Consider the following 14,184-nt stretch of genomic DNA (forward strand, 5'->3'; position numbering starts at 1 on the left):
CTCGCTCCCATGCCCGTCGACGCTGCCTTCGTCAACATCGACGGACCGTGGGAGCACCGCTACGTCTCCGCCAACGGCGCCCGTTTCCATGTCGCCGAGCTCGGTGAGGGCCCGCTCGTACTCATGCTCCACGGCTTCCCTCAGTTCTGGTACACGTGGCGCCATCAGATGCTCGCCCTCGCCGACGCCGGCTACCACGTGGCCGCGATGGACCTCCGCGGCTACGGCGGGTCCGACAAGCCACCCCGCGGCTACGACACGTACATGGCGACGCTCGACACGGCATCCGTCGTCAGGGCGCTCGGGGAGAAGGACGCCGTCATCATCGGTCAGGGCCTCGGCGGCTGGATCTCGTGGTGCATGCCCGTGCTGCGCCCCGACGTCACGCGGGCGATCGCGTCGCTGTCGATGCCGCACCCCCGGATCATGCGTCACGCCACGTGGAGCAACGCGAAGCAGCGCAAGGCCTCCGCCTGGATCGCCGGCCTGCAGAAGCCGTTCGCCCCCGAGCGCGAGATCACCCAGTCGCATGACTACGTCGAGCGCCTGCTCCGCTCGTGGGCGTCACCGTTCGGGTCCTACCCCGAGCCGGAGGACATCGCACGCTACGGCGACGCCATGATGATCCCGTTCGTCGCCCACTCGGCGGCCGAGCACTACCGCTGGCTCGGGCGCTCGTCCGTGCGGCCCGACGGGCCGATGTTCATGCGCCGCATCAGGCACGCCATCCAGGTGCCCGTGCTCCAGGTCCAAGGCACCGACGACGGCTGCATCATCGCCGACGCGACCCACGGGTCGGGTGCATTCGTGCCAGGGGACTTCCGCCACGTTAAGGTCAGAGGTGCGGGCCACTTCCTCACGGAGGAGGCTCCCGACCAGGTCAACGCCACGCTCACCAAATGGCTGGGTTCCCTTGACTGATATCGATATCGAGCTTCCCGACGCCGGCGGCGTCACGTGGTCGGTGTGCGTCCGCGACCGATCAGGTATGCCGCTCGGCGAGGTCGGTGCCGACATGCCGTTGCGCACGGCGTCCGTCGGCAAGGTGCTCCTCCTGCTGGAGACCGCGCGGGCCATCGCTGCCGGTGAGCTCTCCCCCGATGAGCCGCTGACACGCACCGTCGACCTCTGGGTGGGCGACTCGGGGCTGTGGCACACGCTCTCGGTCGAGACGCTCCCCCTCATCGACGTCGCCGCCCTCGTCGGGGCGGTGTCGGACAACCTCGCGACCAACGTGCTCCTGCGACGCATCGGCCTCGCCGAGGTCGCCGCCCTGGCCACCTCGCTCGGCCTCCGCGCGACCGCCCTCCACGACCGCGTCCGCGACGTCCGCGAGGCCGACCATCCTCCGACGCTCTCGACAGGGACGGCGGGCGAGCTGAGCGCGCTGATGAGCCGCATCGCGACCGGGACGGCTGTCGGCCCAGAGGCGGACCGCCTTGTGCGGCAATGGCTCTCGGCCAACGTTGACCAGACGATGGTGGGATCGGCGCTCGTCGAACGCGGTGGGCTCGACCCCATCGCGCACCATGCATCGCTCGGCGCCGAGACCGTGCTGTGGAACAAGACGGGGGCAGACTCCGGCGTGCGCGCCGACGTGGGGGCGGCGACGTCCGGCGACCGCACGGTCACGTGGGCGGCGATCGCGAACTGGGACCCGGCGCCAGGCACCTCCCTCGACCAGCTCACCGTGTGGGCTGTGCTCCGCGGTATGCGCCATGTCGGCGAGCAGGTCCTCGCGCGACTTCCGTGAAGCCGGCCAGCCAGTCCACGGATTGCGCAGGTAATCGAACCAAACAGAGCCAAGAAAGGCTCGACTCAGCCAACGAGCGCTTTTCAGAAGGTGCGGTGGGAGAGCCCATGGGGTCCGGCATCTCCGGCACCACAACGTGCTCGAACCCCATTGCCCGACCGGACTATTCGGACAATCCGGACAGGGCGAATTCTCTTGCGCCACAACCGGTTACCTAAAGTTCGGATTCCGCAGACATAGCCCTGAAGTGGCGTTTACCTTTGCCGCAACGTCGACTCGCGGGGGCGAAGTTGTCGACGCTCACGGGGAGGGAACCCACCATGTCTGCACGTCGATTTTCCGCTGCCGTCGTCGCCGCGATCACGCTCCTGGCCACAGGCGCCGGCGTCGCGCGATCCGACGAACTCGTCGCCGACTCACTGCAAACGAATGTCGCGGTTCTGGACCTCGGCAGTATTGCCTGTGGAGCTCCGGCGAGCGCGCCCGTCGACGTGTATGCACAGCGAAGCAGCGGCGGCAGCGCAGGCAACGTCTGGGCCGACAGCCAGACGCTCTCCGTGACGACCGCCGTCACGGCGGTCTCCCCGGCGGGCACGCCGGTAACAGCAGCCGGAACGTCGATCCCCCTGCCGAGCAACTGGGGCAGCCTGGCCAACGGCGCCACTGCCAACCCGACACCGAACCCGACCGTCACCGTGACGCCGACCGTCGCCGGAGCGGGTTCCGCCACGGTCACATACTCGACGACGGGAACCAACCGGTCCGGTTCCAACCTCACCCGAAGCGATGTCGTCACGGTGCAATGGAACGCCGGAACATGCGCCACGCCGACGACGACGACCGTGACCTGCCCAGCTTCCGCCACCTACACGGGCTCTGCGATCGAGCCGTGCACCGCGGTCGTCACCGGAAGTGGTGGTTTCTCCGAGTCCCTGCCGGTGACCTACACCAGCAACGTGAACTCCGGCACGGCCACGGCCTCCGCGGCATACGCGGGTAGCTCGACGCGCCAGGCCAGCAGCGGCTCCAAGAACTTCACTGTCACCAAGGCCCCGTCGACCGTGAGCGTGTCTTGCCCGGCCTCCGTCGCCTGGACCGGCTCGGCACAGACTCCCTGTTCCGCGACCGCAACCGGGGCGGGTGGCCTCGACGCCACCCTGACCCCGACGTACGCCGACAACACGAACGTCGGGACGGCAACCGCCTCCGCCACCTACCCGGGAGATGCCAACCACGCCGCGAACAGTGGAAGCAAGACGTTCACCATCGGCAAGGCCTCCTCGACGGTCGTGGTGACCTGCCCGTCCGGTGTCACGTACACCGGATCAGCCGCTGAGCCGTGCTCGGCTCGCGTCACCGGCGCAGGAGGCCTGGACTCACCCATCCCGTCAGTCGGCTACACCAACAACATCAACGCCGGCACCGCCACGGCGTCGGCCGGCTACGCGGGTGACTCGACGCATGAGGCCAGCGCCGGCAGCAAGGACTTCGCCATCCAGAAGGCGCCCGTCAACGTCACTGTCACGTGCTCCGTGACGACCGTGACCTACGACGGTGCCGCGCACACCCCGTGCACCGCCCAGGTCACGGGTGCTGGAGGGCTCAACCAGTCGCTCGCCGTGAGCTACAGCGACAACACGACCGCGGGCACCGCGACGGCATCGGCGAGCTACGCCGGCGACGCGAACCACGCGAGCGGCACGGGTTCGGCCTCGTTCAGCATCACGAAGGCCAACTCTGTCGTGACCGTCACCTGCCCTGACTCACGGGTGTACACGGGTAACGGACTGACCCCGTGCACCGCCGTCGTGACGGGGCCAGGCGGTTTGTCCGAGAGCCTGCCCGTCACCCACACGAACAACACCAACGTCGGCACCGCGGCCGCTTCGGCCACCTATGCCGGCGACGCCAACCACGGCTCCGGCACTGGATCCGGCAGCTTCGCGATCACCCCGGCGGCTTCCGTCGTCACGGTCACCTGCCCCGCCGCGGTCACCTACACCGGTGACGCCCAGGAGCCCTGCACCGCCACCGTCACCGGAGCCGGCGGCCTGAACCAGGCGGCCACCGTCAGCTACACCGACAACACCGACGCGGGCACGGCCGCTGCATCGGCCAGCTACCCGGGCGACGCCAACCACAGCGGCTCCACCGGCGGGAGCTCGTTCACGATCGGCAAGTACACGCCGACCGTCACCGTGATCTGCCCGACCACGGCCAGCTACACCGGTGACGCCCACACCTGCACCGCCACAGTGGCCGGCATCGGCACTGACCTCGCAGGCGCGACCACGGACATCACCTACGGCGCACACGGCAACGTCAACGCCGGCGAGGTCACCGTCACCGCCAGCTACACCGGGACCGGCAACTACACAGACGCCTCCGACACCGAGTCGTTCTCGATCGGCAAGGCGGCTTCCACTGTGGTCGTCTCCTGCCCCGACACGGCCCAGCCCTGGACCGGCGCAGCACAGCAGCCGTGCACGGCCAAGGCCACCCGGGTCGCCGCAAGCGACGTCACCCTGACCCCGACGTACAGCGACAACACCGAGCTCGGCACCGCGACCGCGTCCGCGAGCTACGGCGGCGACGCCAACCACAACGGCAGCACCGGATCGGACACCTTCGACATCGTCAAGGCCCCGTCCTACGTCGCCGTCAACTGCCCGACCTCCGAGGAGTACACCGGCTCCGACATCGAGCCCTGCACCGCCAAGGTCACCGGCGCCGGCGGCCTCGACGAGACCCTCAGCGTCAGCTACGAGAACAACCGCAACGCCGGTGACGCCCGCGCCTACGCCACCTTCCCCGGCGACGCCCACCACCTCGCCAGCGGCGGCGCCGACACGTTCGTCATCTTCCTGATCACCAAGGCACCGAGCACCGTCACCATCACCTGCCCGGCCACCGCGGTCTACACCGGCTCCGCCATCGAGCCCTGCACCGCCAAGGCCACCGGCGCCGCGCTCGACCTCGAGCTCGCCGTCACCTACACCACCAACACGACCACCGGCACCGCCACCGCCGCAGCCAGCTACGACGGCGACGCCAACCACACCGGCTCGGCCAACACCAAGACCTTCACCATCACACCGGCCAGCTCGAGCGTCGCCATCACCTGCCCCGCCACGGTCACCTACACCGGGTCGGCACAGACCCCCTGCACCGCGACCGCAACCGGAGCCGGCGGCCTGACCCAGGCCCTCACCGTCACCTACACCGACAACACCAACGCCGGCACCGCCACCGCCTGGGCCACCTACGACGGCGACGCCAACCACACCGGCTCCAACAACAGCAAGACCTTCACCATCGACAAGGCCGCCTCGGCCACCGTCATCACCTGCCCCGCCACGGTCACCTACACCGGCGAGGCCCAGGAGCCCTGCACCGCCACCGTCACCGGAGCCGGCGGCCTCAACGCCCCCGTCGCCGTGACCTACACCACCAACACCAACGCCGGCACCGCCCACGCCGCCGCCAGCTACACCGGCGACGCCAACCACACCGCCTCGTCCGACACCGACACGTTCTCGATCGGCCAAGCCGACTCGGTCACCACAGTGAGCTGCCCGACCTCGCAGGTCTACACGGGCTCGACGCTCGTGCCTTGCACCGCAACTGCGACCGGTGTCGGCGGGCTCAACGCCTCCGTCGCCGTGACCTACGGCAACAACACGAATGTCGGCACCGCCAACGCATCCGCAACGTATGCCGGCGACGCGAACCACACCGGCTCGACGGACAGCAAGACCTTCGAGATCACCAAGGCCACCAGCACCGTCACGGTGTCCTGCCCGACCTCGCAGGTCTACACGGGCTCGGCGCTCACGCCCTGCTCCGCCCTGCTCACCGGCGCCGGCCTGCAGGCAACCAGCCTGACTGTCACCCACACCAACAACACCAATGTCGGCACCGCCAACGCCTCCGCGGCCTGGGCCGGCGACGCCAACCACACCAGCTCGACGGACAGCAAGACGTTCGAGATCACCAAGGCCACCAGCACCGTCACGGTGACCTGCACCGCTGGCCCGTTCGTCTACACCGGCGCGGCGTTCACGCCCTGCTCCGCGACGGCCACGGGTGCCGGTGGACTCAACGTCCCCGTCGCTCCGGTCAGCTACGCCGACAACACCAACGCCGGCTCGGCCTCGGCCTACGCCACCTACGACGGCGACGCCAACCACACCGGCTCGACCGGCGACAACACCTTCACGATCGCGAAGGCTCCCTCGACCGTGACGGTGACCTGCACCGCTGGCCCGTTCGTCTACACCGGTACGGCGTTCACGCCGTGCTCGGCCAAGGCATCCGGCGTGGCAATGAGCGACCTTTCGCTCACGCCGTCCTACGTCAACAACACCTACCCGGGCAGCGCCACGGCCTCCGCGTCGTGGTCCGGGGACGGCAACCACCTGGCGAGCTCGGACTCGGCCACGTTCACCATCGGCACGTGGGGGCTCAAGGGCTTCTACCAGCCGGTCGACATGAGCTCGTCGGGCACGGTGCTCAACTCGGTCAAGGGTGGCTCGACCGTGCCGCTCAAGTTCGAGATCTTCAGTGGCCAGACGGAGCTCACCGCCACCTCTGCCGTGAAGTCCTTCACCGCCAAGCAGATCAGCTGCCAGTCGTCCGCGCTTCTCGACGACATCGAGCTGACGACCACCGGAGGCACGAGCCTGCGCTACGACTCGACGGGGGGCCAGTTCATCCAGAACTGGCAGACGCCCAAGACAGTCGGCTCGTGCATCCAGGTGACCATGACGGCCCAGGACAACAGCAACCTCGTGGCGTACTTCAAGATCAAGTAGTCCACACCGGGGAGGAGCGGGACGGGCGCACCACGACGACGTGGTGCGCCCGTCCTGCGCGTGCGTGCGCAGTTCTGGCGTACTCGTCAGTCAAGGCCGTCCTGTCTGTCATGATGCGCTCGCACATCACTTCTCACAGGGGCCCCTTCATGCTCACACGCCGTCCGTTCGCGGCGGTCCTGACGCTTGCGCTCATCGCGCCCGTCACGGCCATGACCACCTCCACCACCGCGTCCGCGGCGCCGACACCAGCGGCGAAGAAGCTCGCCGCGAAGGACCTGCCGCGTCCGACGCGTGCCGCCGCGGGTGACCGCGACCACGACCCGCACACCGTGCTCGTGAAGTTCAAGAAGTCGTCGTCCAAGGCGACCCGCGACCGGGCCGTGCAGGGCCGCGGCGGTCGGGTGGCTGAACAGCTCGGCGGCACCGACTTCGTCAAGGTGCACACCAACGGGCGCGCCGACGAGCTCGCGAGCCGCCTGAGCGCCGACCCGGCCGTCGCCGAGGTCACGCTCGACTACATCCGTGAGTCCAGCGCCACGCCGAACGACTACTTCTACTCGACGACCCACGAGCAGGAGTACCTCAAGACGGTCCGTATGCCGGGTGCCTGGGACCGCTCGAAGGGCTCACTGTCACAGGTGGTCGCGGTCATCGACTCCGGCGTCAACGGCAAGCATCCCGACCTCGCGGGACGGACCGTCGCAGGCTTCAACGCGATCAGCAACGTCGGCATCGCGGCCGGCGCAGCAAGCGACGACTTCGGCCACGGCTCGATGGTGGCCGGCATCATCGCCGCCGGGACGAACAACTCCGAGGGGATCGCCGGGGTCGCTTGGAACGCACGGGTCATGCCGGTCAAGGTGCTGAACTCGCTGGGCAGGGGCACCGACTCCGACATCGTCCAGGGCATCAAGTGGGCCGCCGACCACGGGGCCAAGATCCTCAACCTCTCGCTCGGCGGTCCCACCGACAGCCCGGCACTGCACGACGCCGTCAAGTACGCGACCGGCAAGGGCGCCGTCGTCATCGTGGCCGCAGGCAACACAGGAGCAGACAGGCCCATGTACCCCGCCGCCTACAGCGAGGCCATCGCCGTGGGCGCCACCGACAACGCCGGCCGCATCACCGACTTCAGCACCCACGGCTCGTGGGTCGACCTGGCGGCGCCGGGCTGGGGCATCCTGTCCACAGGTCGCCCGGACGCCGACGGCTACATGTACTTCGTCGGCGACGGCACGTCGTTCGCGGCGCCCATCGTCGCGGGCATCGCGGTCCTCGTCCGGACGAAGAACCCGTCATTCACACCCGCCCAGGTCGCCTCGCGCCTGCGCTCCACGGCGAGGGACGCGGGTCCGCGAGGCATCGACCCCTTCTACGGTGCGGGAGTCGTCGACGCGACGAACGCTCTCGGCGGTGGCTGGGCGGCTGACTTCGCGCAGCCATCGGCCGGGGTGAACGAGCCGAACGACGTTCCCACCCGAGCCATCGGGTTCGAGGGGACGACGTACGGCCAGCTCGGCGTCGAGGGCGACGTCGACTGGTACCGCTACGACTCCCCCAGCCAGCGTCAGGTGTCCATCACCGTGACGCCTCCGTGGTTCGACACGAGCCTCCCCCAGAACGTCGACGCCGTGCTCGCGATCTACGACCAGAACCTAAAGCTCGTCGCTGAGGTCGATCAGCTGGCCGAGGGCGATGCCGAGACCGCCTCCGTCCGGTTGTCGGGCGGCTCGTACTACGTCTCCGTGCGCAACTACAACGGCTCTCGGGTCGGTGACCGCGACTACACGCTGAGCGTGCAGCCGGGTCCGGGCGGCGTGCTCAACCCAGCGTCCACGGTCTCGAGCTCAGCGAGCTACGGACCCCTCGCCTACGGCGACGTCAACGGAGACGCCAAGGGCGACGTCCTGGCGGGCGTTGTACAGGGCACCGGCACCGGCCAGCTGCACGTCCTGCGGCAGCTCTCGGCGGGCGGGCTCGGCGCCCCAGTCGCCTACGAGACGTCCGGCTCCTCGCTCGTGCGCAACGTCGAGGTCATCGACGTGGACGGCGACGACCTGGACGACGTCGTCGTCTCGACGGACGTCGGCATCCAGGTCTTCCGCCAGACGGCGACACACGTGCTCGCGGCCCCGCAGGTCGTGCCCGACACGACCGGCACGACCTTCGTCAAGGTGGTTGACCTCAACGGCGACGGCCGGCTGGACCTCGTCCAGTCGACGGCGACCGACGTGGCGGCGCTGCTCCTACAGGAGGACGGCACGTACCTTCGCGCCGTCATCGACACGGTCGGGACGTCCGAGATCGAGGTCGGCGACCTCGACGGCGACGGTCGGCCGGATGTCGCGACGAACCAGAGTTCGTGGCTGCACGTGCTCTACAACACCACCACGGGGTGGACGACGACCAGCAAGACGGTGTTCGCGGACTTTGGCGCGAACGGCATCGAGGTCGCGGACGTCAACGGTGACTCCCGCGCCGACCTCGCTGCCGTCACCGGGGGCAACTCCCCCTCGGCACGGCTGATGGTGTGGCGGCAGACCGCCGACGGCACCCTCGACGGCCCGACGACGTCCGCCGTGGGGGAGATGCCGCAGCCCCTCGAGGCGGCCGACCTGACTGATGACGGCCGACTGGACCTGATCACCGGGCACGGCGCCTGGTCAGTGGTCAGCGTCATGGAACAACGCACCGACGGCACCCTGATGCCGGCAAGCCCGAGCTCCGCCTTCCCATCGCCCTACGATCTGACCGGCCTCGCCGTTGGCGACGTCACAGGTGACGGCCGGATCGACGCGGTCGCTCCTGGGTGGTCCGGCCTGAGCGTGATGTCCAACGCGGGCGGTCCCACCCCGGTGGGTGAACAGCTCTGGGTCCGAAGCACCACGCCCAACGACTTCGGCTCGGGGATGACGCTCACCTACACGCCGACCGTGACGTTCGCGCGCACTGTCGTGCCCTCGACGGTGACCACCTCGACCGTGCGCGTGCTCAACGGCCGCACCGGGTCCGTGGTGCCCGCCACCGTCACGTACGACGGGACCAAGCGCACGGCGACGATCAGGCCGACCACGCCGCTCTACGACTACGCGCCCTACCAGCTGCGCGTCTCGGGCGTGAAGGACACGTCCGGTGCGACGATGGGCACGGCATACACGTCGACGTTCCGCACGGCCGACATCGCTCCTCCGGCCGTCGGCTCGTTCAAGGCCACCGGAGCCCTGCGTGCCGCGACGCTCACGTGGACGCCGCCGCACATCAACGACCTCGACCGCTACATCGTCCGGATGGCAACGGGATCCACGCCTCCGTCGAGCGTCGCGGCTGGCACGGGCGTCTACTCCGGCAGCGGCACGAGCGCCAAGGTCAACCTGGCCCAGGGCACGACGTACACCTTCCGCATCTGGGTCAAGGACCGCTCGGGCCGCTACAGCCCGGCTCCGTCGGTACGCCTCGTCGGCACCGCAGCGACCATGGCCTCCAGCCGCACGTCGGTCGCGTACGGAAGTGCGGTCACCTTGAGCAGCAAGCTGATTCGCAAGGACACCGGTGCCGCTGTCGCCGGCGTCCCCGTCCAGCTCTACTGGCGCAAGGTCGGCTCCACGACGTGGAACCTCACGGCCACCCGCACGTCGAGCTCGACCGGCACCGTGTCCTACGCGCACAAGCCGACCGCGTCGGTCGACTACATGTGGGTCTACCGCGGCTCGACGGCATACGTCGGCTCGAGCAGCGCACTGCGGCGCGTCAGCGTCGTCCGGTGACCGCGCCGCCGTCAGGCTGACCTGACCCGGGACCATCGGCGTACGGAAGTGACCACTCGACGGGCGTGAAGGGCCCCGACCACTCGACGGGCGTGAAGGGCCCGCTCACTCGAGTGGTCACTTCCGCCCCGAGCACCCGTCCATGCGAAAGCGCCCACTCGACCAGAGACGTCGAGTGGGCGCTTTCGTACGAGGGGTCAGGAGGCGCTCGCCTTCACGGCCAGCACCGGGCACTCCGCCTCGAGGAGGATCTGCTGCGCCTGGCTGCCCATGATCAGCTTGCCGACCGGGGACCGGCGCCGCAGCCCGACGACGATGAGCTCGGCGTTCGTCTGCCGGGCGACGTCGAGGATCTGCTCGGCGGGGTCCTTGGCCTCGACCTGCTGGAGCACCTCGTGGTCGACCCCGGAGTCGGAGAGCTGTCGCTGGACGTCCGTCCAGTCCTCGACCGACGAGTGACGTCGGTCGACGAGGGCGTCGCCCCGGCTGGCGTTGATGACGACGAGCCGGGAGCCGCGCAGCCGCGCCTCCTCGATGGCCGAGGTCAGGGCCGAGTGGCCCGCGGGTGACGGGATGTACCCGACGACGATGGGCATGTCACTGTCCTTCCACGTTGGCGTGCGCGTGCGTGCCCGCGGGTGCGTCGCGGCTGGCGTCGGGACCGCCGTCGCCGCCGTCACCGCGACGGCGGTTGCGGACCGCACTGACGATCGGCGGCACCACGAGCAGCAGCGCGATGATGACGTAGACGATCTGCGAGAACGCCGTGTTGACAAGGCCGCTCAGCTCGCCGTCGCTGATCTGCAGCGCCCGCCGCAGCTGCTCCTCGGCCGCCGGGCCGAGGATGATGCCGATGATGGCGGGCACGACGGGCAGGCCGTAGCGGCGCATGAAGAAGCCGAGGGCGCCGATGATGATGAGCAGCCACAGGTCGAACGTCGAGCTGTTCGCGGCATACGCCCCGATGCTGGCGAAGAAGAGGATGCCGGCATAGAGGTAGGGCCGTGGGATGAGGAGCAGCTTGGCCCAGATGCTCGCCAGCGGCAGGTTCAGCGCGAGCAGGATCGTGTTGCCGATGAAGAGGCTCGCGATGAGGCCCCAGACGAGGGGAGCCTGGTCCTGGAGCAGGCGCGGGCCCGGCTGGATGCCGTAGCTCTGGAACGCGCCGAGCATGACCGCTGCCGTCGCCGTCGTCGGGATGCCCAGCGTCAGCAGCGGCACGAGGCCACCGGCGGCGGAGGCGTTGTTCGTCGCCTCGGGACCCGCGACGCCCTCGATGGCGCCCTTGCCGAACTCCTCCGGGTGCTTCGTCAGCTTCTTCTCCGTCGCATACGACAGGAAGGTCGGGATCTCGGCGCCACCGGCCGGGATCGCGCCGAACGGGAAGCCGATCAGGGTGCCCCGCAACCACGGCTTCCACGACCGGCGCCAGTCCTCGCGCGTCATCGTGGCGCTGTCGACGCGGACGATGTCGAGGGGCTTCCGGCTCAGGTGGGCCGCGACCCAGAGGGCCTCGCCGACGGCGAAGAGTCCGACGGCGAGCACGACCACGTCGATGCCGTCGGCGAGCTCCGGGATGCCGAAGGTCAGGCGCTGCTGGCCCGACGTGGGGTCGATGCCGATCGTCCCGACGAGCAGGCCGATGCCCAGCGAGGCGAGCCCGCGCACCTTCGACGAGCCGAGCACCGTGGTCACGGCGATGAAGGCGAGCACCATGACGGCGAAGTAGTCGGGCGCACCCATCTGCACGGCGAGCCTGACGATGACCGGGGCGAGCAGCGCAAGGCCGAGGGTGGCGATGGTGCCGGCGATGAACGACCCGATGGCCGAGGTCGCAAGTGCGGCGGCCCCTCTGCCCTTCTTCGCCATGAGGTTGCCCTCGATGGCTGTCACCACCGACGCGCTCTCACCCGGTGTGTTGAGCAGGATCGAGGTCGTCGAGCCGCCGTACATGCCGCCGTAGTAGATGCCGGCGAACATGATGAAGGCCTGGGTCGGCTCGAGCGTGAACGTCAGCGGCAGCAGCAGCGCGATGGTCATGGCCGGGCCGATTCCCGGGAGGACGCCGATGGCCGTGCCGAGCAGGACGCCGAGGAACGCGTACAACAGGTTGAGCGGCGTCAGCGCGGTGCCGAACCCCTCGATGAGGGAGTTGATTGCGTCCATCAGAGGATTCCCTTCAGGAGGCCGACCGGCAGCTTGATGCCCAGTCCGGCGTAGAAGAGGTACCAGCTGCCGACGGACAGGGCGAACGAGATGAGCACGTTGCGGATGTAGTGGCGGCTCCCGAGGGCATACGTCGTGCCGAAGAAGAGGATGGCGCCGGAGATCGGCCAGCCGACCCGCTCGATGAGCAGCGCGTTCGCGACGAATGCCGCGCCGAGCAGCCCGATGGTGCGCCAGTCGCTGCCGTGGGAGAGGTCGACGTCCTCGCCGCCCTCCTGCTCTCCTCGGCCGCCGCGAGCGACGTCGATGGCGAGCAGCACCGCCATGGCGATGAGCAGGACACCCACGGCGACGGGGACCGTCTTCGGCCCGACGGGCCCGCGTGCGTTGGCCGTCTCGATGAGGCCCATCGCGTCGACGATCGCCCAGGTGCCGAGCACGAGGAGGAGGACGGCCACGCCGTACTCGGAGTAGCCCTTCCTCGCCGATGCGTCCCGGTCGGGGTTCGGGTCCCGGCCCGGCGGCACCAGGGGTGCCGCCGAGCCGCTCGAGCTGGTGTCGGGAGTCATGACGTCAGGCCGAGGTCCTTCAGGACGCCCGCGACCTCTTCGTTCTGGGCAGTCAGGAAGGACTTGAACTCGTCACCGGTCTGGAAGGCGTCCGTCCAGCCCTGGTCGGCCAGCGTCTTCTTCCACTGCTCCGACGCGTGCATCTTCGTCAGCAGGTCGATGTACTGCTTGGTCTTGTCGGCGGAGAGGCCGGGAGGAGCCACGATGCCGCGCCAGTTCGTGAACTCCATGTCGATGCCCATGCTCTTGAGCGTCGGGGCGTCGACGCCCTCGACGGGCTTGGCGCTCGTCACGGCGAGGATCTTCACGTCACCGCTCTTGGCCTGCTCGGCCACCTCGCCGATACCGGTCGCGGCGAAGGCGACCTTCTTGCCGAGGATGCCGGTGAGCAGCTCGCCACCGCCGTCGTACGCGACGTAGTTGACGTCCTTCGGGGTCACGCCGACAGCCTTCGCCAGCAGCATCGGGGTCAGGTGGTCCGGGCCGCCGGGGTTGGACGCGCCACCGACGGGCACCTTGCCCGGGTTGGCCTTCCACGCGGCGACGAGCTGGTCGAGCGTCTGGTAGGGCGAGCCGGCCGGGACGACGATGGCCTCGGACTCCTCGATGAGCCTGGCGATCGGCACGGTCTCGTTGAGCGTGGCCTTCGACTTGTTCGTGTAGACGGCACCGACGACGCCGAGCCCCATCTGCATGAGGATGTCGTCCTTGCCCTGCTCGTTGACGAGGCGCTGGAGGCCCACGGTGCCACCGGCACCGGCCGAGTTGAAGACCTCGATCGTCGATGCGAGGCCGGCGTCCTGCATGGCCTTCGCGGCGAGGCGGGCCGTCGTGTCGTAGCCGCTTCCCGGCGAGTTCGGGACGAGGATCCGCAGGCCCTTGACGGGTCCCGCGGCGGCCGAGGTGCCGCCCGAGCCGCCCTCGTCGGCGCTCACGCCGCACGCGGACAGGGCGAGGCCGGCGGCCAGGATGGCCGAGCTGACCTTGAGCTGGGTGCTGAAGCGCACTGGAGACTCCTTTGTCTGACAGGTCGGGAACAGACGTCCCGGGTGTAGGGCACAGCCTCGCGAGGCCGCGCGTCCGCTGTCACCGTTAGGAGCGCAAACTCCATTTTG

The 14,184-nt window shown here is 69.2% G+C and carries 8 protein-coding genes; 4 read left to right on the plus strand and 4 right to left on the minus strand.

Features of this window, described 5'->3' with window-relative positions; translation table 11 throughout:
* The first annotated feature begins 9 nt into the window (after window positions 1–9).
* The 4 genes from H9I49_RS14550 to H9I49_RS14565 all read left to right on the plus strand — a co-directional run bounded on the left by H9I49_RS14550 (window position 10) and on the right by H9I49_RS14565 (window position 10,334).
* Complete coding sequence (locus tag H9I49_RS14550; RefSeq protein ID WP_188031061.1) at window positions 10–921, plus strand: alpha/beta fold hydrolase; 912 nt, start codon at window positions 10–12, stop codon at window positions 919–921.
* Window positions 914–1,753, plus strand: coding sequence for a serine hydrolase (locus tag H9I49_RS14555; RefSeq protein ID WP_223128682.1), 840 nt, complete (start codon window positions 914–916; stop codon window positions 1,751–1,753). Before H9I49_RS14550 ends, H9I49_RS14555 begins: the two co-directional genes overlap by 8 nt.
* A 320-nt stretch (window positions 1,754–2,073) precedes the next feature.
* Window positions 2,074–6,567, plus strand: a complete 4,494-nt coding sequence (locus tag H9I49_RS14560; protein WP_188031062.1) for a PxKF domain-containing protein — start codon at window positions 2,074–2,076, stop codon at window positions 6,565–6,567.
* A gap of 149 nt (window positions 6,568–6,716) precedes the next feature.
* Window positions 6,717–10,334 (plus strand): S8 family serine peptidase, encoded by a 3,618-nt coding sequence (locus H9I49_RS14565; RefSeq protein WP_188031063.1) that lies wholly within the window; start codon window positions 6,717–6,719, stop codon window positions 10,332–10,334.
* Between the two features lie 197 nt (window positions 10,335–10,531).
* Here the strand turns inward: H9I49_RS14565 and H9I49_RS14570 are convergent, their stop codons facing one another.
* The 4 genes from H9I49_RS14570 to H9I49_RS14585 are packed head-to-tail and all read right to left on the minus strand — an operon-like array spanning window position 10,532 to window position 14,076.
* Window positions 10,532–10,930, minus strand: a complete 399-nt coding sequence (locus tag H9I49_RS14570) for a universal stress protein (protein WP_188031064.1) — start codon at window positions 10,928–10,930, stop codon at window positions 10,532–10,534.
* A 1-nt stretch (window position 10,931) separates the two neighbouring features.
* Entirely contained in the window at window positions 10,932–12,500 is a 1,569-nt protein-coding gene (locus H9I49_RS14575; protein WP_188031065.1) for a tripartite tricarboxylate transporter permease, read from the minus strand.
* Window positions 12,500–13,069 (minus strand): tripartite tricarboxylate transporter TctB family protein, encoded by a 570-nt coding sequence (locus H9I49_RS14580; RefSeq protein ID WP_188031066.1) that lies wholly within the window; start codon window positions 13,067–13,069, stop codon window positions 12,500–12,502. Before H9I49_RS14580 ends, H9I49_RS14575 begins: the two co-directional genes overlap by 1 nt.
* A complete protein-coding gene (locus H9I49_RS14585) occupies window positions 13,066–14,076 on the minus strand; it encodes a tripartite tricarboxylate transporter substrate binding protein (RefSeq protein ID WP_188031067.1) in 1,011 nt (336 codons plus the stop codon). The genes H9I49_RS14580 and H9I49_RS14585 overlap by 4 nt, the downstream gene beginning before the upstream one ends.
* Window positions 14,077–14,184: the final 108 nt, after the last annotated feature.

Source organism: Terrabacter sp. MAHUQ-38 (assembly GCF_014518425.1).
In the GTDB taxonomy this organism is placed as follows: Bacteria; Actinomycetota; Actinomycetes; order Actinomycetales; family Dermatophilaceae; genus Terrabacter.

What these genes read in the sequence shown, in the direction of transcription:
- H9I49_RS14550 (WP_188031061.1), top strand. Translation starts at nt 10, where the DNA reads ATGCCCGTCGACGCTGCCTTCGTCAACATCGACGGACCGTGGGAGCAC.
- H9I49_RS14560 (WP_188031062.1), top strand. Translation starts at nt 2,074, where the DNA reads ATGTCTGCACGTCGATTTTCCGCTGCCGTCGTCGCCGCGATCACGCTC.
- H9I49_RS14565 (WP_188031063.1), top strand. Translation starts at nt 6,717, where the DNA reads ATGCTCACACGCCGTCCGTTCGCGGCGGTCCTGACGCTTGCGCTCATC.
- H9I49_RS14570 (WP_188031064.1), bottom strand. Translation starts at nt 10,930, where the DNA reads ATGCCCATCGTCGTCGGGTACATCCCGTCACCCGCGGGCCACTCGGCC.
- H9I49_RS14575 (WP_188031065.1), bottom strand. Translation starts at nt 12,500, where the DNA reads ATGGACGCAATCAACTCCCTCATCGAGGGGTTCGGCACCGCGCTGACG.
- H9I49_RS14580 (WP_188031066.1), bottom strand. Translation starts at nt 13,069, where the DNA reads ATGACTCCCGACACCAGCTCGAGCGGCTCGGCGGCACCCCTGGTGCCG.